This window comes from Micromonospora sp. NBC_00389 (assembly GCF_036059255.1).
GTDB lineage: Bacteria > Actinomycetota > Actinomycetes > Mycobacteriales > Micromonosporaceae > Micromonospora.
In genome coordinates, this window is the sequence record NZ_CP107947.1 from 782,534 (window position 1) to 802,990 (window position 20,457).

22 protein-coding genes are annotated in these 20,457 nt (G+C 73.2%); 6 read left to right on the forward strand and 16 right to left on the reverse strand.

What is annotated here, in order from left to right; all coding sequences use genetic code 11:
- Window positions 1–12 precede the first annotated feature (12 nt).
- Together OG470_RS03705 and OG470_RS03710 are read right to left on the reverse strand one after the other, a co-directional pair.
- Complete coding sequence (locus tag OG470_RS03705) at window positions 13–267, reverse strand: glutaredoxin family protein (RefSeq protein WP_328420759.1); 255 nt, start codon at window positions 265–267, stop codon at window positions 13–15.
- Window positions 257–1,870, reverse strand: coding sequence for an AMP-binding protein (locus OG470_RS03710; RefSeq protein ID WP_328420761.1), 1,614 nt, complete (start codon window positions 1,868–1,870; stop codon window positions 257–259). Before OG470_RS03710 ends, OG470_RS03705 begins: the two co-directional genes overlap by 11 nt.
- A gap of 587 nt (window positions 1,871–2,457) precedes the next feature.
- Between OG470_RS03710 and OG470_RS03715 the strand changes: the two genes are divergently transcribed.
- The 3 genes from OG470_RS03715 (at window position 2,458) to OG470_RS03725 (ending at window position 5,592) form a co-directional block, all read left to right on the forward strand.
- Window positions 2,458–3,408 carry an ECF subfamily RNA polymerase sigma factor, BldN family gene (locus OG470_RS03715; RefSeq protein ID WP_328420763.1) on the forward strand — a complete coding sequence of 317 codons (951 nt, stop codon included), beginning with the start codon at window positions 2,458–2,460 and terminating at the stop codon, window positions 3,406–3,408.
- Window positions 3,409–3,697: 289 nt separating this feature from the next.
- Window positions 3,698–4,573, forward strand: a complete 876-nt coding sequence (locus OG470_RS03720) for a DUF5667 domain-containing protein (protein ID WP_328420765.1) — start codon at window positions 3,698–3,700, stop codon at window positions 4,571–4,573.
- A gap of 143 nt (window positions 4,574–4,716) precedes the next feature.
- Entirely contained in the window at window positions 4,717–5,592 is an 876-nt protein-coding gene (locus tag OG470_RS03725; RefSeq protein ID WP_328420767.1) for an HAD family hydrolase, read from the forward strand.
- Window positions 5,593–5,601: 9 nt separating this feature from the next.
- On the opposite strand, the gene OG470_RS03730 is transcribed toward OG470_RS03725, so the two are convergent.
- The 12 genes from OG470_RS03730 to OG470_RS03785 all read right to left on the reverse strand — a co-directional run bounded on the left by OG470_RS03730 (window position 5,602) and on the right by OG470_RS03785 (window position 16,342).
- The gene (locus tag OG470_RS03730; protein WP_328426119.1) at window positions 5,602–6,459 is read right to left on the reverse strand and encodes a lysophospholipid acyltransferase family protein; all 858 of its coding nucleotides are present in this window, start codon (window positions 6,457–6,459) and stop codon (window positions 5,602–5,604) included.
- A gap of 293 nt (window positions 6,460–6,752) precedes the next feature.
- Entirely contained in the window at window positions 6,753–7,826 is a 1,074-nt protein-coding gene (locus OG470_RS03735) for an NAD-dependent epimerase/dehydratase family protein (protein ID WP_328420769.1), read from the reverse strand.
- Window positions 7,827–7,947: 121 nt separating this feature from the next.
- Window positions 7,948–8,049 carry a 30S ribosomal protein bS22 gene (locus OG470_RS03740; protein ID WP_007465623.1) on the reverse strand — a complete coding sequence of 34 codons (102 nt, stop codon included), beginning with the start codon at window positions 8,047–8,049 and terminating at the stop codon, window positions 7,948–7,950.
- Between the two features lie 225 nt (window positions 8,050–8,274).
- Entirely contained in the window at window positions 8,275–8,484 is a 210-nt protein-coding gene (locus tag OG470_RS03745; protein WP_007465625.1) for a helix-turn-helix domain-containing protein, read from the reverse strand.
- A 211-nt stretch (window positions 8,485–8,695) separates the two neighbouring features.
- Complete coding sequence (locus tag OG470_RS03750) at window positions 8,696–9,880, reverse strand: ABC transporter permease (protein ID WP_328420771.1); 1,185 nt, start codon at window positions 9,878–9,880, stop codon at window positions 8,696–8,698.
- The gene (locus tag OG470_RS03755; RefSeq protein ID WP_328420773.1) at window positions 9,877–10,797 is read right to left on the reverse strand and encodes an ABC transporter ATP-binding protein; all 921 of its coding nucleotides are present in this window, start codon (window positions 10,795–10,797) and stop codon (window positions 9,877–9,879) included. Before OG470_RS03755 ends, OG470_RS03750 begins: the two co-directional genes overlap by 4 nt.
- On the reverse strand, window positions 10,794–12,185 hold the full coding sequence (locus tag OG470_RS03760) for an efflux RND transporter periplasmic adaptor subunit (protein WP_328420775.1): 1,392 nt from the start codon (window positions 12,183–12,185) through the stop codon (window positions 10,794–10,796). Before OG470_RS03760 ends, OG470_RS03755 begins: the two co-directional genes overlap by 4 nt.
- Window positions 12,186–12,226: 41 nt before the next feature.
- Entirely contained in the window at window positions 12,227–13,516 is a 1,290-nt protein-coding gene (locus OG470_RS03765; protein ID WP_328420777.1) for a hypothetical protein, read from the reverse strand.
- A gap of 72 nt (window positions 13,517–13,588) precedes the next feature.
- Window positions 13,589–13,927 (reverse strand): DUF2568 domain-containing protein, encoded by a 339-nt coding sequence (locus tag OG470_RS03770; protein ID WP_328420779.1) that lies wholly within the window; start codon window positions 13,925–13,927, stop codon window positions 13,589–13,591.
- Window positions 13,924–14,523 (reverse strand): TetR/AcrR family transcriptional regulator, encoded by a 600-nt coding sequence (locus tag OG470_RS03775; RefSeq protein WP_328420781.1) that lies wholly within the window; start codon window positions 14,521–14,523, stop codon window positions 13,924–13,926. Before OG470_RS03775 ends, OG470_RS03770 begins: the two co-directional genes overlap by 4 nt.
- Window positions 14,516–15,316 (reverse strand): alpha/beta fold hydrolase, encoded by an 801-nt coding sequence (locus tag OG470_RS03780; protein WP_328420783.1) that lies wholly within the window; start codon window positions 15,314–15,316, stop codon window positions 14,516–14,518. The genes OG470_RS03775 and OG470_RS03780 overlap by 8 nt, the downstream gene beginning before the upstream one ends.
- A gap of 105 nt (window positions 15,317–15,421) precedes the next feature.
- On the reverse strand, window positions 15,422–16,342 hold the full coding sequence (locus OG470_RS03785; RefSeq protein ID WP_328420785.1) for a proline dehydrogenase family protein: 921 nt from the start codon (window positions 16,340–16,342) through the stop codon (window positions 15,422–15,424).
- Between the two features lie 163 nt (window positions 16,343–16,505).
- Here OG470_RS03785 and OG470_RS03790 point away from each other — a divergent pair, with 163 nt between their 5' ends.
- From OG470_RS03790 to OG470_RS03800, 3 genes are read left to right on the forward strand one after another with little or no spacing between them, the layout of a single operon-like run.
- Window positions 16,506–16,778 carry a hypothetical protein gene (locus OG470_RS03790; protein ID WP_328420787.1) on the forward strand — a complete coding sequence of 91 codons (273 nt, stop codon included), beginning with the start codon at window positions 16,506–16,508 and terminating at the stop codon, window positions 16,776–16,778.
- A 1-nt stretch (window position 16,779) separates the two neighbouring features.
- Window positions 16,780–17,946 carry a glutathionylspermidine synthase family protein gene (locus OG470_RS03795; protein ID WP_328420789.1) on the forward strand — a complete coding sequence of 389 codons (1,167 nt, stop codon included), beginning with the start codon at window positions 16,780–16,782 and terminating at the stop codon, window positions 17,944–17,946.
- Between the two features lie 19 nt (window positions 17,947–17,965).
- Window positions 17,966–18,553 (forward strand): CGNR zinc finger domain-containing protein, encoded by a 588-nt coding sequence (locus OG470_RS03800; RefSeq protein WP_328420791.1) that lies wholly within the window; start codon window positions 17,966–17,968, stop codon window positions 18,551–18,553.
- A gap of 43 nt (window positions 18,554–18,596) precedes the next feature.
- Here OG470_RS03800 and OG470_RS03805 read toward each other — a convergent pair whose 3' ends face one another.
- The gene (locus OG470_RS03805; RefSeq protein ID WP_328420793.1) at window positions 18,597–19,403 is read right to left on the reverse strand and encodes a sugar phosphate isomerase/epimerase family protein; all 807 of its coding nucleotides are present in this window, start codon (window positions 19,401–19,403) and stop codon (window positions 18,597–18,599) included.
- Between the two features lie 76 nt (window positions 19,404–19,479).
- Window positions 19,480–20,424 (reverse strand): Ppx/GppA phosphatase family protein, encoded by a 945-nt coding sequence (locus OG470_RS03810; protein WP_328420795.1) that lies wholly within the window; start codon window positions 20,422–20,424, stop codon window positions 19,480–19,482.
- Between the last annotated feature and the right edge of the window lie 33 nt (window positions 20,425–20,457).

A 20,457-nucleotide genomic window follows, 5' to 3' on the forward strand; every position in this document is an offset into this window, starting at 1 on the left:
CATAGGCACTCCTCAGAGCTGCGGCGTGGTCAGGTCCCGCAGCAGCCGCTCCTCCTCCACCCGCCAGTAGCCGTGCTCCTTGCCGTCGAGCATCACCACCGGCAGCCGGTCCCCGTACTCCCGCTCCAGCTCCTGGTCACCGCTCACGTCCCACTCGACCCACTTGTCCCCGGTCACCGCTACCACCCGGTCGAGCGCCGCCTTGGCGTCGTCGCACAGATGACACCCGGGCCGGGTGATCAGGGCGAGCCGGGCGTCAGTGGACATCGGTTACCTCCGTGCGGGCGTCGGCCGGCGTCGGCGGCCGGAGCTGGGTCTTGCGTACCTTGCCGATCGCCGAGTGCGGCAGGGTGTCGACGAACTCGACCGCGGTCGGGCACTTGAACCGGGCCAGGTTCCGTGCGCAGTGGGCGAGCAACTCCTCGCTGGTCACCGGCCGCCCCGGCGCCGGCACCACATACGCCCGCACAGTCTCGCCGGTCCGGGGGTGCGGCACACCCAGTACCGCCGACTCGGCCACCCCGGGGTGCCCGGCGAGCACCACCTCCACCTCGTGCGGATAGACGTTGAACCCGTTGACCAGGATCAGCTCGCCGAGCCGGTCGACCAGGAAGAGGTCACCGTCCTCGTCGGCGTACGCGATGTCGCCGGTGCCCCACCAGCCGTCGGCGTCCGGGCCGCCCCGACCGTCCGGCCAGTAGCCGGAGAAGAGATTGGGGCCGGACACCACGATCTGCCCCGGGTCGGTGCCCGGCGCCACGTCGGAGATGTCCAGCTCATCCGGGTCATCGTCGGGGACGGCCAGGCCGTCGCGCCACAGCTCAGCCCCGTCCGCGCCGACCAGGCGCAGCCGCACGCCGGGCAGCGGCCGACCGATCGAGCCGACCTTGGCGACCCCGCCGACCAGGGTGGAGGTGAGCACGGGCGCGGTCTCGGTGAGGCCGTACCCGACGTGCACCGAATGACCGCTCGCCTCGGTGAAGCGCGCCGCGACCGCGGGCTCCAACGGCGCCGCGCCGCAGACCGCCACCCGCACCGTCGCGGTCGCCGCGCGGACCTCGTCCGCACCGGCCCACGCCAGGAACATCGACGGTACGCCGACCAGCACGCTGACCCGGTGCCGGGCGATCTCGTCCAGCCCCACTGTCGGCCCCAGCTCGTCGAGCAGCACGCCGGTCGCGCCATGGTGGACGACCGCGCCGAGCCCCGAGTTGAGCCCGTACGCGTGGAACAGCGGCAGAGCCAGCAGCACGGTGTCGCCCGGACCGACCACCGGCGGCTCGATCCGGTCGACCTGCTCGTGGTTGGCCAGCAGCGCGCGGTGCGAGAGCATCGCGCCCTTGGGCCGGCCCTCGGTGCCGGAGGTGTAGAGCAGTACGGCCAGGTCGTCACCGCCCCGGTGCGGGCGCGGCTGCTCGGGTGCGTCGGCGGCCGGCGGTGGCGGCGCGCCGTGCACGGCGGTGAGCGCGGGCAGTTCGGCGGCCACCTCGGCGACCAGGCCCCGGACCCGGTCGGTGCCGATCAGCACCGACGCGCCGGAGTCGGCCAGCACGTGCCGCAGCTCCGGTGCCGTGAAGCCGGGGTTGACCGGCACCGCGATCAGCCCGGCGCGCAGGGCTCCGAGCCAGCCGATCACGAAGTCAGGGCTGTTGGGCAGGGCGATCGCGACGCGGGGCGGCGCACCGTCCGGGTCGGTGGGCGGCGCGGCGGTGGCCAGGCCGTGCGCGGCGGCGTCCACCGAGGCATCCAGTTCGGACCAACTGAGCGTCCGGTCGCGCCAGTGCAGCGCGGCCCGGTCACCGTGGTCGAGAGCCGCCCGGCGGACCCGGTCGGCGAGGTTCGGCGCGGGGTTTTCCGCTGCGTCCTGCACGGTGACCGAGTCTGGCACAGCGGACGACGACAGGCCACGCCCGACGGTCGGGCCAGCGGCCGGACAACCGTGCCGCGCGCGAGTCCCGTAGGTGGGACCAGCCACGGTGCCGCCAGCGACCCGATCAGGTCCCGCCGATGGGACGGATGACCCTTCCGCCGGCGGTTCGGCCGGGCCCGCACCGACCACCCGTCGGGGCGGGTCAGCCGAACGGACGACGCACCCCGACCAGGGGATCCACCCTGGATCATCGAGCCGGTCCAAAGTCAATCGCACACGACGGACAACCGGTCCGCCGACGGTGCGACGGAGAAGGAAATACTTCCGCCCTGTGTAACGGACTTGCCACGCGCGGGTGACGTTGGCCCTATCATCACTCGGGTTGGCTCACCCCATTTGCCGTGAGTCGACACCCCTCAGCCCGAGGAGGCCCCCGTGCCTGTGAGCGCATTGGACCAGCACCTCAAGGGGAACTGCCGCCCGTCGGCACACCCCGGAACCGTCCTGCCCGACCGGAAGCCCGGTCGGTCCGCACCAACGACCCGCAAACCGGCCCGTCCGGTGACCGACGGGACGGGGGCGTCGCGGTGACCACCTTCGGTTACGCGGAACGCCCGGTCGGCCTGACCGGTTCGGCGGCACGCTCCCACGTCAACGAGCGGCCGGCGGCCCGCGCGCCGCTGGACGATCCACACGGCACCGCCGTGCGGGGTGACGGAACGGCGAAGCGGATCCGCAACCGGCCACACCACAACGAGCCGCCGCCACGACCGGCGGTGCCCGGTGGGAACGCGAAACCGGCCGGCGGTCGGGTCGCTGTGCCGGCCCGTCCGACCATGCCGGTCCAGGGCCGACGGGTCGGCGACACGCCGACGGCGACCACCGATCCGTCGGCGGGCGAGACGGCGGTGATCCCGGCGGTGCCGGCCACCACCACCCCGACCGGCTTTCCGAGCCGACCGGACCCGTCCGACCCCGCCACCGAGGTCTGGACGCTGGTCGAACGGGCTCAGGCCGGTGAGTCCGAGGCGTTCGGTCTGATCTACGACCGGTACGTGGACACCGTGTTCCGGTTCGTCTACTTCCGGGTCGGCAATCGCCAGCTCGCCGAGGACCTCACCTCGGACACCTTCCTGCGGGCGCTCAAGCGGATCGGCAGCTTCACCTGGCAGGGCCGCGACCTCGGCGCCTGGCTGGTGACCATCGCCCGCAACCTGGTCGCGGACCACTTCAAGTCCGGCCGGTACCGGCTGGAGGTCACCACCGGCGACGTGCTCGACGCCGATCGGGAGGACCGGGGCCCGGAGGGCAGCCCGGAGGCGGCGGTGGTCGAGCACATCACCAACGTCGCCCTGCTCACCGCCGTGAAGCAGCTCAACCCGGAGCAGCAGGAGTGCATCGTGCTCCGCTTCCTCCAGGGCTTCTCGGTCGCCGAGACGGCCCGTGCCATGGGCAAGAACGAGGGTGCCATCAAGGCCCTCCAGTACCGGGCGGTCCGCGCGCTGGCCCGACTCCTGCCCGACGGTTTCCAGCCATAGCTTCCTTCCGCGGGACCGATGGGCATCGATCGATGTCCGGGCAGCTCAAGTCGGTCCCAACTGGTGATAACGATCACATTCCGTGATTTCCGCCCCACCAGGCCCGTAACCCGTGCCCGGTCCGCCGCGTTTCTCCGGGTGCGACCGGTGGTTGCCCCGGCAGGCCCGGGTCACCGGGGTCCGACCGGCATACCGGACGGGGCCCCACCTCCGTGGTGTCACACTGCCGCCCGGTCGCTGGCAACGACGGCGGCCGACCGGCCGTGACCAGCGAGAGGAGGTGCCTGCGGTGGACAACATCCTCTTCTCCCGCCGGCGCGCCGAGCGCTTCGCGCAGCTTCTCGACGAGGCCAACGGCGGCCGGCGACACCATGTCCGGTCCCGGGCCGACGGCCAGCTCGCGCCGCTCGTCGCAGTGGGCCAACGGCTCAGCGTCGACCCTCCGGCGGTCGAGGTGAACCCCGACTTCCGCACCGGCCTGCGGGCGATGCTGCTCGCCACCGCCGAACGGGAAGGGCTGGGCACCCCGGCGGCTGTCGAACCGGCCGCCACGCGTCCCGCCGCCGCCACCCGTGGCTCGCTGCTGCCGGCGGTGACCGCCCGTCGGGCCCGCGCCCGCGGCGCGATCCTGATCGGCATCGCCGCTGGCGCCATCGCCGTCTCCGGCATCTCGGCCGCCAGCGAGAACGCGGTCCCCGGCGACGCGCTGTACGGCATGAAGCGCTCGACCGAGCGCGCCCAACTCGCCCTGGCCAGCTCGGACATCAGCCGTGGCCAGCTCTTCCTGGACTTCGCCCGGACCCGGCTCGGCGAGGCCGCCGAGCTACGCGGTGACCGGATCGGTTACAGCGCGGTCCTCGACGACATGGACGCCGACACCCGGCAGGGTGTCCGCCTGCTCACCGCCGCGGCGGTGCAGCGGGCCGAGCCGGCGAGCCTGGACACCGTCAACACCTTCGTCACCGGCCAGCGCCGGGCGGTGGGCAACCTGGTCGACGGGGCCACCCGGGCCGACCGGGAGCGGACGCGGCGGTCGCTGGAGCTGCTGGACAGCGTCCGGGAGCGCTCGGACGGGCTGCGCGCGGCGATCGGCTGCGGCCTGCCGGCGCCGACCGGCAGTGATGCCCTCGGGCCTGTCCCGACCGCCTGCCCCGGCACCCGCTGACCCCAGTCGGCGCCCACCCGCCCCCGGCCACTCCCCTATACCGCAGGTCCTGCGGGCCACGGCACAGTTCGCTGTGTGCCCAGCCGTTCGACCAGGCACGCCGGCTACCCTCGCTGGAGGCATCCGGCGAGGAAGGGAGTCGCGTGGCGCGTAGCCGCAAGGTGACGGTCAGCACCGACGCCCATGGTCATACCGCCGGTTGGGTGGAGACCGAGCTGGCTCCGGCGACCGGACCCGCACCGGACCCGACCGCCGCGGCCTTCTTCGACGTGGACAACACGATGATGCAGGGCGCGTCGATCTACTGGTTCGCGCGCGGGCTCGCCTCCCGGAACTACTTCACCACCGCCGACCTGGCCCGGTTCGCCTGGCAGCAGCTCCGGTTCCGGCTGCTCGCCCGGGAGCACGCCGGTGACATGTCCCAGGCCAAGGAGGCCGCGTTGGCCTTCGTCGAGGGCTGGCGGGTGGACGACGTGGAGCGCCTCACGGAGGAGATCTTCGACGAGCTGATGGCTCCCCGGATCTGGGCCGGCACCCACCGGCTCGCCCAGGGCCACCTGGACGCCGGTCAGCGGGTCTGGCTGGTCAGCGCCGCCCCGGTGGAGATCGGCCGCGTGATCGCCGCTCGGCTCGGCCTGACCGGCGCGATCGGCACGGTGGCCGAGGTGCTGGACGGGGCGTACACCGGACGGCTGGTGGGCGACCTGATGCACGGGCCGGCGAAGGCCGAGGCGGTCACCCAGCTCGCCGCCGTGGAGGGGTTGGACCTGAGTCTCTGCTCGGCGTACAGCGACTCGGCAAACGACCTGCCGCTGCTCTCCGCCGTGGGCCGGGCGGTGGCGGTCAACCCGGACGGCACCCTGCTGCGGCAGGCCCGGCAGCACGGCTGGGAGGTGCGGGACTTCCGCACCGGCCGCCGGGCGGTCAAGATCGCCGTACCGTCGACCGCGGCGGCCGGCCTGGTCGCCGGGGCGGTGACCGCCGGCCTGGCGCTGCAGCGCCGCCGTCGCACCGGCTGACGCCGCGGGTCAGGGGCCGAACGGGTCGGGACGCCGCTCCAGCAGCGTGTGCAGGGTCTGCTGGATGGTCTCCCGCACCTGGTCGGCGAGGTTGAAGACCACCAGCGGGTCGTCCGCCGAGTCGGTCAGGTGCGCGGTGGGGATCGGCGGGCAGAACTGGATCAGCCACTTGCTGGGCAGCGGCACCATGCCCAGTGGCCCGAGCCACGGGAAGGTCGGCGTGACCGGAAAGTACGGCAGCTTGAGCAGCCGCGCGAGGGGCTTGATGTCGGCGAGCATCGGGTAGATCTCCTCGCCGCCGACGATGGCGACCGGCACGATCGGGGTGCCGGTGCGCAGCGCCGCCGAGACGAACCCTCCTCGGCCGAAGCGTTGCAGCTTGTACCGGTCGGAGTAGAGCTTCCCGATGCCCTTGAAACCCTCGGGGAACACACCGACCAGGTCGCCGCCGCCGAGCAGCCGCTCGGCGTCCGGGTTGCAGGCCACCGTGCCGCCGGTCTTGCGGGCGATCTCCGACACCACCGGCATCCGGAAGACCAGGTCGGCGCCGAGCAGGCGCAGGTAGCGGTGGGCGGGGTGCTTGTCGTGCAGCGCCGCCGAGAGGATCAACGCGTCCAGTGCCACCGTGCCCGAGTGGTTGCCGACCACCAGGGCGGGCCCGTCCACGGGTACGTGCTCCACCCCGCTGACCTCGGTGCGGAACCAGTCCCGGTAGAGCAGCCGCAGCAGCGGGTGGAAGACCGCGTCGGTCAACTCCGGGTCGAAACCGAACTCGTCGACCTCGTAGTCGCCGGACAGCCTCCGACGCAGGAACGCCAGCCCGTTCGCGACCCTGCGGTCCCAGTGGTCCCCCGGCCGGTCCGGCACGGCCGGTTCGGTGCCACCCGGCTCGCCGCCGGTGGCCGGGTCGCCCGTGTCGGCCGGCTCGCCGGTGACCGGGTCAGCCGCACCCGTCGGCTCGTCGGTGGTCGGGTCAGCCACGGCGGCGGTCTCGTCGGTGGAGGAAGTGTCGGTCTCGCCGGACGATGACTGGATCGGCGCGATCCGGGCCGCCGATCGGTGTCCGTTGCGCCGCGCCGGCTCCGTGCCCGGTGCGGCCGGCCCCGGCGGTACGTCGAACCGGCCGATGCCCGCCGGATCGCGCCCCTCGCCCGGCCCGGTCACGACCGCTCCCGCACTGCGGAGCGGACCTGCCGGATGCCGTCCAGGACGAGTTGCTCGGCGGTGGCCAACTGGCTCCGGGTGACCACGACACCGCCGTGGTGGGCGCGGATGAAGTCGTCGAAGGCCGCGGCGGTGGAGCGGGGCGTGAAGCCGTACTCCTGCTCCAGCCGGCTGGTGTCGACCACGCGGCCGTGCACGAAGAGGTCGACCTGGTCCAGGCCGTAGCGGCCGAAGCCCATGCTGCGGGCCAGCGCGGCGGCGCCGGAGAGGCCCGGCTCCAGCACCGGCACGGCCACCCGACCGGCCCGCCGGATCGCCTGGGACAGCGACAGCACCCCCGGGCCGGCGACGTTGTACGTGCCCGGGTGGTCCTCCACGATCGACCGGTGCAGCACCTCCAACGCGTCGTCGAAGTGCAGGAACTGCAACCGAGGGTCACGGCCGAAGACGGTGGGCACCAGCGGCTGCGAGAAGTAGCGGGTCAACGTCGTGTCGGCGGTCGAGCCGATGAACGGGGCGAAGCGCAGCACCGTCGCGGTGACGTCGGACCGGCGGCGCCGGAAACCGCGGACGTACCCCTCGACGTCGAGGATGTCGCGGCCGAAGCCGCCGCGGGGCACCTCGCGCGGCTCGGTCTCCTCGGTGAACACCGCCGGGTCCCGGAACGACACGCCGTACGCGGCGGTGGACGAGCGGACCACGAGCTTGCGCAGTCGGGGTGCCCGTTGGCAGGCAGCGAGCAGTTGCATGGTGCCGATGACGTTCTGGTCCTTCATCGCCGACCGGCCACCGTGCTGCGGGTCGGGAGCGCTGACCAGCGCGAGGTGCACCACCGCGTCGACGTCCAGATCGGCGAGCAGCCCGCCGATCGAGCCGGCGTCGACGCGGATCCGTTCGACCCGGTCCAGCAGGTCGGTGAACTCGGCGCCGGGCTCCGGCGCGTCCACTCCGATGACCCGCTCGATACGCGGGTCGGCGGCCAGCCGGGCCGCCACGTGGGCGCCCAGGTAGCGGCTGACCCCGGTGACGACGACAACCCCCGGAGCACCTGAGGTGCTGCCGGGGGTCATCTGCCGCACCTACCCCGGCAGGAGGGATCGAGCCGGGACAACCACGGCCTGATCACCTGAGCCTCCGGGGGTCGACAGTTGGCAAGTGACGCCGGACGCCGGGCCGCTGGCCCGGCGGCGATCACTTGCCGAGACGGCGACGCTGGACGCGGGTCTTGCGCAGCAGCTTGCGGTGCTTCTTCTTAGCCATGCGCTTGCGGCGCTTCTTGACCACCGAGCCCATACGACAGCCTTTCGATACAACGTGCGGGGCGGACCGGATGACACCACGCAGGTGGCGACGGCGACCGCTTGCGGACAACGGACCGGACCAGTCTGGGCGGCGGGGCGCACCGGTGGGGTCTCGGTCGGGCTCCAGGGTAGCCGGAGAGGGTCAGCCGGACCAACGCGCCCCCATCGAGGCCCTACCGATGTCCGTTACGTCGCGCTCGACGTGCGGGGCGGTGGCTCAGGCGGTCTCCTGAAAAGCACCCCGCAGATATTCGTGCACCGCGTGCTCGGGCACCCGGAATGACCGGCCAACCCGGACAGCGGTGAGCTCACCGCTGTGCACCAGGCGATAGACCGTCATCTTCGACACCCGCATGACCGTTGCCACCTCGGCGACGGTCAGGAACTTGACCTCCGACAGCCGTCCGTCGGACTGCGACCCGGCCATGGCTCACCGACCCATCCCATGCCCGGCGCGTGCCAACCCGACGGATGCTCCGGGCCGGGCCGGCGACGCGCGTGTTACCAGTACGGTAGCGGGGCGGCTGTGACCGGCGCGATCCCTTCGTACAACTGATCATGTTTCGGCCGTTGGTTCACCCGATCCGCGCTCCCGGTATCTCCCTGCCTGCGCCCAGCGTCCGGGTTGCGGTCGCGGTTCACTCGGCGCGCAGCGCGACCACCGGGTCGAGTCGGCCGGCGCGCTGCGCGGGAACCACGCCGAAGACGATGCCCACCACCGCCGATACGCCGAAGGCGAGCGCCAACGACCACCAGGTGATCGCCGCCGGGATCGGTGACAACGCGTCCACCAGCAGCGCGGTACCCACGCCGAGCGCCATCCCGGTCAGCCCACCGATCGTGGTGAGCAGCACCGCCTCCAGCAGAAACTGCACCCCGATGTCGCGGGGGCGGGCGCCGACGGCCTTGCGCAACCCGATCTCCCGGGTCCGCTCCTGGACGCTGACCAGCATGATGTTGGAGACGCCGACCCCGCCGACGAGCAGCGAGATGCCGGCGATGGCGGCCAGCACGCCGGTGAGCACACCGAGGATGTCGCCGAGCACGCCGAGGATCTGCTGCTGGGTCACCGCGCTGAACTCGGTGTCCGGGTGGCGGCGGCTCAACTCGGCGACGATCCGCTCGCCCAGCTCGTCGATCCGTTCCCGGTCCGGCGCCTTCACCGCGATGCCGTCCACCCGCTGAGTGCCCCAGAGCCGTTGCGCGGCGGTCACCGGCACGTGCACCTCGTCGTCCCGGTCGACGCCGAGGCTCTGCCCGAGCGGCGCGAAGATGCCGATCACCCGGAACCGAACGCCGGCCAGCGTCACCTGCTGCCCGAGTGGGTCCCGGTCGGGGAAGAGCGCGCGGGCCACCGAGTCGCCGAGCACCGCCACCCGTCGGCTGGTGTCCACGTCCGTGCCGGTGAGGTAGCGGCCTCGGGCCAGCGACCGGGTGAACACCGCCGGGGTGGTCTCCAGCACGCCCTGCACGGTGGTGAAGTCGGACCGGGCACCGGCCCGTGCGGTCGCCCCGGAGGCGACGGTGACCGCCACCCGCTCGGGGTCGCCGACCACCCGGGAGACCGCGTCCGCGTCCTTGAGCGTCAGCGGCGAGACCACCGGCGCGTTGCCCACCTCGATCCTGCCGGGGACGACCAGCAGCAGATTGGAGCCGAGCCCCTCGACCTGCTGCTCCACCTTCTGCTTGGTTCCGGTGCCGATGGCCACCAGCAGCACCACCGAGGCCACCCCGATGATCACCCCGAGCATGGTCAGCGCGCTGCGCAACCGGTTGGCCCGTAAGGCGTCCAGTGCCACCCGCCATGCCTCGGCGACCCTCACGACCCACTCCCGCCGCCGGTCGCCTCGCCGGCGTGACCGGTCCCGCTGCCTACGCCGGGCGGATCCGGAAGGCGTCCGGTGGCTCCGGCGGCGCCGCCGGAGCCACCGGACGGGTGCCCCGGCCCGCTTCCGGACGCGGACCGAGGCTCCGCGCTGGGAGCGGAGACCAGTGTCGCAGGTCGACCGTGATCAACGGACGGCGGTCGATCATGAAGGGCGGCCGGGTCGTCACCGGTGGCGCTGTCCGCCACCACCACGCCGTCGCGCATGGTGATCCGGCGACGGGCCCGGGCGGCCACCTCCTGATCGTGGGTGACCATCACCAGCGCCACACCGGACTCGATGTTCAGCTGCTCCAGCACCGCCGCGCCGGTGACGCTGTCCAGGTTGCCGGTGGGCTCGTCGGCCAGCAGCACCGTTGGCTCGGTGACCAGAGCGCGGGCGATGGCCACCCGCTGCTGCTCGCCGCCGGACATCTGGTTGGGCCGGTGGTCCAGCCGGTGCCCGAGGCCGACCCGGCCGAGCATCGCCGCCGCCCGCTCCCGACGCCGCCGGGCCGGTACGCCGCGGTAGACCAGCGGCAACGCCACGTTCTCCACCGCCGAGGTCCGCGGCAGCAGGTGGAACGCCTGGAAGACGAAGCCGATCGTCTCGTTGCGCAGGGTGGCCATCTCCGGCGGCGAGAGGGCGCTGACGTCCCGCCCGCCGATCACCAGCCGGCCGCCGCTGGGCCGGTCGAGCCCGCCGAGCAGGTGCATGAGGGTGGACTTTCCCGAGCCGGACGGCCCGACCAGCGCCACATGGTCACCCGGCTGCACGACCAGCGACACCCCGCGCAGCGCCTCGACGGACACCCCGTCCAGTTGGTACGTCCGGGATACGTCCACCGCCTCGATCGCGGGCGGGGATCTGGTCACCGCACCTCCTGGCCGTCGCGCACCTGGTCGGTGCCGCGCACCACGATCCGGTCGCCCGCCTGCACGCCGTTGAGGATCTGCACCAGGTCGGCCCCCTGGACGCCCACGGTCACCGCTGCCCGGTCCGCCTTTCCGTCCCGGACCACCCAGACAGCGTCCCGGCCGTCGGCGGAGAACACCGCCGAGGCGGGGACGGTCACCGCGTCGGCGGCCTCGCGTACCCGCAGGTGCACGATCGCGTTCATCCCGGGACGCGGCGCCGGTGCCGGATCGTCCTCGGCGAGCTTCCCGGCGCCCAGCGCCAGACGTACCCGGTAGGTGACTCCACCCTGCGCGGAGTTGGTGGGGAGCACGTCGACCGAGCGGACCGTGGCGTCGTAGCTGGCACCGGGCACCGCGTCCAGCTCGACCGTGGCGGTCACGCCGCTCTTGACCAGCAGCACGTCGGTCTCGTCCACCTCGGCGAGCAGCCCCAGCTGCCCGGTGTCCACCACGGTGAGCACCGGCGTGCCGGCGGTGACCTGGCCACCGACCGCGACCGCGTCGTCCACCCCGGCGGGCGGCCCGCCCTGGCCGGGGGCCAGCACCGACGGGTCGATCCCCGCCGCCTGAGCGCCGCCGGCCTGCTCCAGCAGCCCGGCCAGACCACCGCTCGATCCGCCGCCGGCCCGGGTGCCGCCCGGCTGCACCACCCCGGCGATCGGGGCGCGCAGGGTCAGCGCGTCGACGGTCGCCTTCGCCAGGTCGTACGCCTGCTGGGCCTGGAGCCGTTGCGCGGCGGAGAGCGCGCCGACGGCGGAGTTCAGCCCGCTGATCCCCCGCTGCACCGCCCGGACGGCCTGGTCGGCGCTGCGCGCGGCGGCGGCGTACTGCCGCTGGGCGGAGGTCACCTGGGTCAGCAGCGCATCCCGCAGCTGCGGGTCGGCGATCTTCTCGGCGGCCTTCCGGGCGGCGTCGAACGCCTCGTCGGCTGCCTTGTCGGTGCCGCGCCGGCTGCCGGTCAGGTCGCCGGTGGAGACGCCCCGGCCGGCGCGCTTGGCGGCGGCCAGCGCCTCCCGGGCCTGGCGCAGCCGATCCTGTGCCGACGGGGAGGCGACCACGGCGAGCACCTGACCACGCGTGACCCGCTGTCCAGGCTGAACCCGCAGGCTGGACAGGGTGCCGTCGGCGGGAGCGGTCAGGGTGGCGGCGGCCCGGGCGGTCACCGTCGCCGGCGCGTCGATCACCTCGGTGACGGGGCTGCGGGCCGCCGAGGCGAGCGCGACGGGCGGCTGGTCGTCGTCGCACGAGGCGGCCGTGGTGGCGGCGAGGACGGTGAGGGCGGTCAGGGCGGTGAGCAGGCGGGGCCGCGTGAGGCTGACGGGCCGCGGCGAGTGGGTGCGGCGCACCCATCGATGGTACGGCTCACCGTCACAGCGCTGACATGTCGTCAGGCGGCGGTGGCCCGGACGTACGCCACGCACTCGTCGTGCAACGTCGACCACTGCTCGCCGAACGCCTCCTGGGCAGCGGCGTCGAGGGCCTTGCGGTCATGCACCACTGCCTTGAAGAAGGTGAGCAGCCGCTGCGGCCCGTACCGGTCGACGAGGTGCCGGACGGCGAGGTAGCCGGCGCCATAGCTGCCGCCGACCCGCTCGGCAGAGGCGTCATCGGCGGGGGTCATGCCCTCCAGCCGGCCGTCCCAACCGCCCCGGACCAGCTTCCGCACCTCGGCGAGCCCCTCGTACCGGTCAACCGGCTGCCCGCCAGCGCCCGCGAACTCGGCCAGCCCCTCCACCAGCCACCAGGTCGTCTTGCCCGGATAGCCGCGCTCCGGCAGCGAGGCGGCGTGGGTCAGCTCGTGCCGGAGCAGGTCATCGGCGCTGCTGCTGGAGAGACCCTCGGCGTTGAGCACCACCTCGTGGTGGCCGCCGCCCACGGTCACCGCGTAGCCCCCGGTCCACTGTGGTCGTCCGCCGCCGTACCAGCGCTGCCACTCGGCGCGGCCGGCGTAGAAGATCCGGTACCGGTCCGGTGGGGCCCCGGCCACCACGTACCCGTCGGCGACCTTTGCCGCCGCCTCCGCCTGCGCGAGCAGGCCGGGTAGCTTGCCCCGCTGCGCCGGGGTGGTGGCCACGATGGTCCGCGCGCCGACCGCCACGGCCAGGTCGCTGATCTCCCACGGCCGGGTGCCGGTCTCCGCAGACTTGGATTCCTCCAGGGCGACCAGTCGGGGCTGGTCGCCGTTCTCCCGCCAGCGGGTGCCGATCAGCACCGGGCTGGGTCGGCAGCCCGGCACCACGAAGCAGTACTGGAAGCGCACCAGCAGTCGCCACTCGCCGGGCTTGCCGACGACCGGAGCGGGCAGGCCGCTCGGCTCGGGCCGCCAGACGGTCACCTTGAGCGCGCGCAGCGCGGCAAAGCGCCGGCGCAGGTCGGTGTGCGCGGCCGGCTCGGCGACGGAGAGGAAGCCCGCCGGGTCGCCGCCGAGCAGCGCCGTGGACTGCCGCTGAAGCTGGGCGGTCATCCGGTCGGCCAGCCCGCGGGCGACCGCGGTGGCCGGGTCGTCGGTCGCCGAGGCACCGATCCGGCCGACCGTGGCCCGGTCGCCGGACTCCCGAACCACCCCCGCCACCAGCAGCGCCGGCAGCCCGCATCCCAGCAGCAGGACGACCACCACGAGCCCGGTCCACAGTGGCCACAACCGCCGTAGCGATGGCTGATGCACCCCGTCAGTCACCCGGCGAAGGGTACGACCTCTGGACGGATCGGGCGAGGCCGGCACGGCCCCGCCCCACCTCCTGGACCGCACTCAGGCCGGGCGGCCGGCGCGGCGGAGCAGGATGATGACGACCGCCCAGACGACGACCAGGGCGAGGCCGAGCCACGGCTGCCCGAGCAGTGCGAGCATCCCGCCACCCAACACGAACCAGCAGGCCTGGAAGGTGTGCTTGGCCAGCGGGCGTAGCGGCACCCGGGCGCGCGGTGAGCCGAGGACGCCCCAGAGCCCGGCGAGCAGCAGCGGCACGCCGACGGCGGCGAGCAGTCGGCCGGCGGTGGGCGCGTCCAGGGACCAGCCCCACCGGGCGCCGATGGCCAGCACGGCCAACTCCAGCAGGAAGACCAGGAGCAGCCCGAGTGCCCGGATCACGGCTGGTCCGGCTGGTCGACGGCGCGACGAGCGCGCGGCCAGGATCGGAACGCGACGTCCAGACCGGCGACCAGTTGGTGGTACGAGCGGTCGACCTCGCGGGGCAGCCCGAAACCACCGGCCGCCTCCAGCGACACGAACCCGTGCAGGGCGCTGCGCAACGCCCTGGTGGCGTCCACCGCGTCGTCGGCGGTCAGCCCGTACCCACGCAGCACCGCGTAGATGGCGCCCACCGCCCGCTCGCCCGCCACCACGTGCTCGGGGTCGGCCGGATCAGGCGCCCGCAGCGTGGTCGGGTAACGGCCGGGGTGCCGTTGGGCGTAACCGCGGTAGGCATCGGCCATCGCCCGTAGCGCGTCCCCGCCGGCGCGGCCGGCGGCGGCGGTGGTCAGGTCGGTGGCCAACTCGGTGGTGGCCAGCGCGGAGAGCTTCTGGCTCAGCGCGTCGGCCCCTCGGACGTGCTTGTAGAGGCTGGGCAGCGCCACGCCGAGCCGGCTGGCGAGCGCGGCCAGGGTGAGCTGCGGGAGGCCGACCTCGTCGGCCAGCCGGGCGGCCTCCCGCACCACGGTCTGCTGGTTGAGCCCGACCCTAGGCACCGGTGCACACCTTCAGGAAGCCGAGCAGCTCCTCGGCGGTCCGTTGCGGCCGGTCGGCGTGCGGGTAGTGCCCGGACTCCTCGACCATCCGCGCCTCGGCGGTGCCGAAGAGCCGGCGGGCCGCCCGTGCCTCGGCGCCCGGGTCGGGGAAGTCCGGGTCCTTGGCACCCATCAGCACCAGCACGGGTTGCCGGACCTGCGGGGCGCGGGCGGTCCAGTGCGGCTCGACCGGCTCGGCCACGCCGCGGGTCGCGGCCATCCGGCCGGGCTCGCGCAGCTTGGCCACCATCGACCGGCGGTACGCCGCGTCGTCGGCGGGCCGGTGCACCGGGAAGAGCGTCTTGTGGAACATCCCGAACAGTCGAGGGCTGCGCACCACCGCTGCCAGCGCCATCCGCATCAGCGGGTTGAGCTTCGGCTGGCTGACGAACCCGCCGATCTGCACGATGCCGGAGACCAGGTCGGGCGCCTCGGCCGCGGCGAAGACCACCGCCGCCGCGCTGGACGAGCTGCCGACCAGCACGGCCGGGCCGGCGTCGATGTCGCGGATCACGGCCAGCAGGTCGGCGCCGACCTCCGCCGGGGCGTACGTGGGCCAGCCGACGCTGGACTCCCCGTGCCCCCGTACGTCGACCGAGGCGACCCGGTAGCCGGCCGCGACCAGCAGCGGCACCAGGTGCCGGTAGCTCGCCCGGTTCTCACCCATGCCGTGCGAGAGGACGACCAGCGGGCCTTCCCCGTGCACCTCGTACGCGATGTGTCCGCCGTCCCGCTGCACCTGGCTAGCTGTCATAGCCATAAAGCTAACCCCATTAGCCAACATCGTCAAGCCGGATACGCGAACGGGCCGGCGGGGACCACGAGGGTCACCGCCGGCCCGTCGGCCGGTCCGTCCGGGTTACTTCTTGGAGATCAGGGCACGGCCGAAGAAGACCAGGTTGGTCGGGCGCTCGGCGAGCCGGCGCATCAGGTAGCCGTACCACTCGTCGCCGTAGGGGACGTAGGTGCGCACGGTGTAGCCCTCGCCGGCCAGCCGGGCCTGCTCCTCGGGGCGGATGCCGTAGAGCATCTGGAACTCGAACCGCTCCGGCCCCCGGTCGAACCAGCGGGCCCGGTCCTCACCGATGGCGATCATCCGAGGGTCGTGGGTGGCCAGCATCGGGTAGCCGTCGCCGGACATCAGGATGTTCATGCAGCGGACGTAGGACTTGTCCACCTCGCGGGCGGACTGGTACGCCACCGACTCCGGCTCCTTGTACGCGCCCTTGCACAACCGCACCCGCGATCCGGCGTAGGCCAGCTCCCGGCAGTCCGACTCGGTCCGGCGCAGGTACGCCTGGAGCACCGCGCCGGTCGACGGGAAGTCCTTGCGCAGCTTGCCCAGCACCTCCAGCGTCGAGTCGGTGGTGGTGTGGTCCTCCATGTCCAGGGTGACCGTGGTGCCCGCCGTGTCGGCCGCCGCGCAGATCGCCCGCGCGTTGTCGTACGCCAACTGCTCGTCGAACATCTGGCCGAGAGCGGAGAGCTTCACGCTCACCTCGGCGGCCGGGGTGAGCCCCGCCCCGGCGAGCATCTTCAGCAGCCGCAGGTATTCGTCCCGGGTGGCCGTGGCCTGCTCGGGGGTGACGGTGTCCTCACCCAGGTTGTCGAGGGTGACCGCCAGACCGTCGTCAACGAGTTCGCGGGTCGCGCGCAACGCGTCGTCGGTGGCGGCGCCGGCGACGAACCGGCGGACGACGTCCCGGGTGTACGGGGCAGTCGCGACGAGCCGCTCGACCTGGGATGACCGGGAGGCGGCGAGGATGACGGAACGGAGCATGAGCCGAGCGTATCGCCCCTGCTGGGCCCTCCGCCGAGGGGCAGCCAGCACCCGACTCCCGAGTTGGAAAGTGCCCCTTGCACAACAAAATCCGATAACAAGGAGTCGTTCCTCACCGTGGGGCGGGGCGGCGGCAGTGGCGTCGATCGGCTACAACGATGCCGTGGACCAACGCCCCCGCCGCCGGCTCCGGTCGGCCTCCGTGCAGCTCGGCGCGCTCACCGCTCTCGCGCTCGCCCTCTCCGGCTGCAACATGACCTCGGACGACGACGATGACGACGACTGCGCCCTGGGGCCGGCCGGCGGCGGTGACACGGTCGCGCTGGCGATGCGGGTCGCCGAGCCGGCCGCCGGCCGCGCCGCACCGGAGCCGACGACCGCAGCCGTGCCCGAGCGCGGTGGGTTCGGCACCCACCTCGCCTCCTGCGGCGGCTGAGGTGCGCCGCGAATCGGTCGCGCCCCGACCCGACTGGGATGCCACCATCCGGGCGCAGGGGCTGGTCTACGTCGACACCGAGCTGCCCGACGGCGGGATCATGTCGTACTGGGACGAGACCGCCGCGTACGCCTTCGACCTGGACGAGGTGCTGCGGCTGGAGGAGGCCACCGAGGAGCTGCACCGGATGTCGGTGGCCGCCGCCGAGCACGTGGTGGCCCACCACCGGTACGCCGAGTTCGGCATCCCGGAGTGGGCGGCCGAGGCCGTGGCCCGGTCGCTGCGGGAGGCGCCACCCACCCTCTACGGGCGCTTCGACCTGGCCTACGACGGCAGTTGGCCGCCCAAGATGCTGGAGTACAACGCCGACACCCCAACCGCGCTGGTCGAGGCGAGCATCATCCAGTGGTACTGGCTGGAGCAGACCCGGCCGGAGCTGGACCAGTGGAACAGCCTGCACGAGCGGCTGGTCGGCGCCTGGGCGAAGATCGGCGCCGGGCTGCACGATCCCCGGGTGCACGTGCTCTGGTCGAGCGAGGAGGAGTCGGGCGAGGACCACATGACCGCCGGCTACCTCGCGGAGACCGCCCGGCAGGCGGGGCTGACCGTCGACCTGCTGCCGATCCAGGACATCGGCTGGGACGGCCGGCGGTTCGTCGACGCCGCCGACCGCCCGGTGACCACCTGTTTCAAGCTCTACCCGTGGGAGTGGATGCTGGCCGAGCCGTACGGGCCTGCGGCGTTGGCTCCGGGCACCCCGACCACCTGGATCGAGCCGGCCTGGAAGCTGCTGCTGTCCAACAAGGCGCTGCTCGCGGTCCTGTGGGAGCTGTACCCGGGCCACGAGTACCTGCTCCCGGCGTACCTCGACTCGCCCCGCGGAATGTCGGAGTACGTGGCCAAGCCGCTGCTCGGACGGGAGGGCGGCTCGGTGCGCATCGTCACCGCCGAGCAGGAGATCACCAACCCGGGCATCTACGGCGACGAGGGCTGGTGCTACCAGGAATTCCGGGCGTTGCCAGAGTTCGCCGGCAATCGGATGGTGCTGGGCAGCTGGATCGTCGACGGCGAATCGGCCGGGGTGGGGGTGCGGGAGAGCGCCAGTCTGATCACCGACGGCTACGCGCGGTTCCTGCCGCACTACATCGACGCGCCGCGCACCCCGTGAGTCGTCTACCGTTGGGGGCGTGAACTTCGACGCGTACGCCCGGACCGGTGTTGACCTGGTCAACGCCCGCCTGGACGACCTCGACGACCTGCGGGCCATCTTCCCCGACGACAACGCCTGGATGCGCGACGAGGTCGCGGACCGGGACGTCGCGACCTTCCGGCGGGCGCAGAAGCGGCTGCGCGACGTCTTCGAGTACGGCACCTCGGGGCGGGACGCCCAGGCGGTGACGGAGCTGAACGCGCTGCTCGAGGCGTTCCCGGTCCAGCCGCGCATCTCCGGGCACGACTCCAGCGACTGGCACATGCACGTGACCAGCCGGGGCGCATCGGTCAGCGCGGAATACCTGGCCGGTGCGGTCTGGGGGCTGTCGGTCTGGCTCTGCGAGTACGGCAGCGCCCGGTTCGGCGTCTGCGCTGACGAGCGGTGCGGCAACGTCTACCTGGACACGTCGTCCAACTGCTGCCGGCGGTTCTGCTCCGAGCGCTGCGCCACCCGCTCGCACGTGGCGGCGCACCGGGCCCGCAAGCGGGCTGCGGTCGGCGAGCAGGTGACGGTCGCCCCGCAGCCGACCGCGGGCGCCGAGTCACTCACCCCGGTCAGCTAGCTGACGCCGTACCGGTCGGCCCGCCCTGTGTGGGGACGACGGGTCAGGCGTCGACCGGGGACGGCGCGGTCAGGTGCTGGCGGGCGAACTCCAGCGCGGCGCGCAGGTCCGCCTCGCGTACCGCGCGGCTCTTCGCGCCCCGGGTAGCCACCTCCACCGCCACCGACCCGGTGAAGCCCCGCCCGGCCAGCGAGGAGAGCAGCTGGCCGCAGGGCTGGGTGCCGCGCCCGGGCACCAGGTGCTCGTCGCGGCCCTCGCCGGTGCCGTCGCCAAGGTGCACGTGGGCCAGCCCGGCGCCCATCCGGTCGGCCATCTCCAGGGGGTCACTGTGCGAGGCCGCGCAGTGCGACAGATCCAGGGTGTACGACGGGTAGCCGGTCTCCGTGGGATCCCAACCCGGCACGTACGGAACGAACTGCCGGCCCGCCATCCGCACCGGGTACATGTTCTCCACCGCGAAGCGCAGCCCGGTGAACCGGTCCGCGACCGCGGCGAGCCCTTCGGTGAAGGTGCGCGCGTAGTCGCGCTGCCAGGTGAACGGTGGGTGCACCACGACGGTCGGCGCCCCCAGCGTCTCGGCCAGCTCGGCGGCCTTGCGCAGCCGCTCCCACGGGTCCGGGCTCCACACCCGCTGGGTGACCAGCAGGCAGGGCGCGTGCACCGAGAGCACCGGCACGTCGTAGTGGGTGGAGAGGCCGCGCAGCGCGCCCAGGTCCTGGCTGACCACGTCGGTCCAGACCATCACCTCGACGCCGTCATAGCCGAGCGCCGCGGCCAGTTGAAACGCCGCCGCGGTCGGCTCGGGGAAGACCGACGAGCTGGACAGGAGCACCGGAACGCGGGAAGTCACATCAGCCAGGGTAGCCCGGCGCGGGTAGGGCCACCGTGACGAGCGCCGGCAAATCGGTCGTAACCACCCGGCCCGGTCATACCGGTTCGAGTTGATCGAGCCGACGGAGGATGACCCCTTCCCGCAGCGCCCACGGGCAGATGTCCAGCGAGTCCAGATCGAGGCGGCGCATCACCGCCTCGGCGACCACCGCCCCGGCCAGCAACTGGTGAGCCCGGCCGGCGCTGACCCCCTCCAGCTCCATCAACTGGGCCGGCGGGATGTGCCGGATGAAGCCGATGACCTGCCGCAACCCGGCGCGGGTCAGGCTGCGCCGCGCCCAGAGCCCGGCCCCGGACGGCGCCGCCCCGGCCAGTCGGGCTAGGGTGCGGAACGTCTTCGAGGTGGCCACCGCCCGCTCCCAACCCACCTCGGTCATCTGGTCGACCACCTTGTCCAGCCGGCCGTCCACGTACTCCCGCAGTTTCTCGACGGTTTCCGCGGATGGAGGCGCCGCGCTGTCCGGGTCGACCCGCAGCCGCTCCCGGGTCAGCCGACCGGCACCGAGCGGCAGTGAGACGGCGACGTCCGGGTCCTCGTCGATCCCGGCGGCGATCTCCAGCGAGCCGCCGCCGATGTCCAGCACCAGCAGCCGCCCCGCCGACCAGCCGAACCAGCGCCGCACGGCCAGGAAGGTCATCCGCGCCTCGTCCGCCCCGGACAGGACCGCCAGGCGTACGCCGGTCTCGTCGCGGACCCGGGCCAGCACCTCGGCCGCGTTGGTGGCGTCGCGTACCGCCGAGGTGGCAAACGCGATCAGGTCGTCCGCCTCCAGCCCGGCGGCCGCCGCCTTGGCCATGCCGACCGCCTTGACCAGGCTGTCCGCGCCCGCGTCGGTCAGCGCGCCGTCCGGGCCGATCTGCTCGGCCAGCCGGAGCACCACCTTCTCGGAGCGCGCCGGCCACGGGTGCGCGCCGTGGTGCGCGTCCACCACCAACAGGTGCACCGTGTTGGATCCGACGTCGAGGACACCCAGTCGCATGGTGAAGACACTAGGTGCAACACGTTTGCGCGG

Excerpts from the sequence above, each read along its gene's own strand:
- OG470_RS03705 (WP_328420759.1), bottom strand. The coding sequence starts at position 267 with ATGTCCACTGACGCCCGGCTCGCCCTGATCACCCGGCCCGGGTGTCAT.
- OG470_RS03735 (WP_328420769.1), bottom strand. The coding sequence starts at position 7,826 with ATGACCCCCGGCAGCACCTCAGGTGCTCCGGGGGTTGTCGTCGTCACC.
- OG470_RS03740 (WP_007465623.1), bottom strand. The coding sequence starts at position 8,049 with ATGGGCTCGGTGGTCAAGAAGCGCCGCAAGCGCATGGCTAAGAAGAAG.
- OG470_RS03745 (WP_007465625.1), bottom strand. The coding sequence starts at position 8,484 with ATGGCCGGGTCGCAGTCCGACGGACGGCTGTCGGAGGTCAAGTTCCTG.
- OG470_RS03780 (WP_328420783.1), bottom strand. The coding sequence starts at position 15,316 with ATGACAGCTAGCCAGGTGCAGCGGGACGGCGGACACATCGCGTACGAG.
- OG470_RS03785 (WP_328420785.1), bottom strand. The coding sequence starts at position 16,342 with ATGCTCCGTTCCGTCATCCTCGCCGCCTCCCGGTCATCCCAGGTCGAG.
- OG470_RS03810 (WP_328420795.1), bottom strand. The coding sequence starts at position 20,424 with ATGCGACTGGGTGTCCTCGACGTCGGATCCAACACGGTGCACCTGTTG.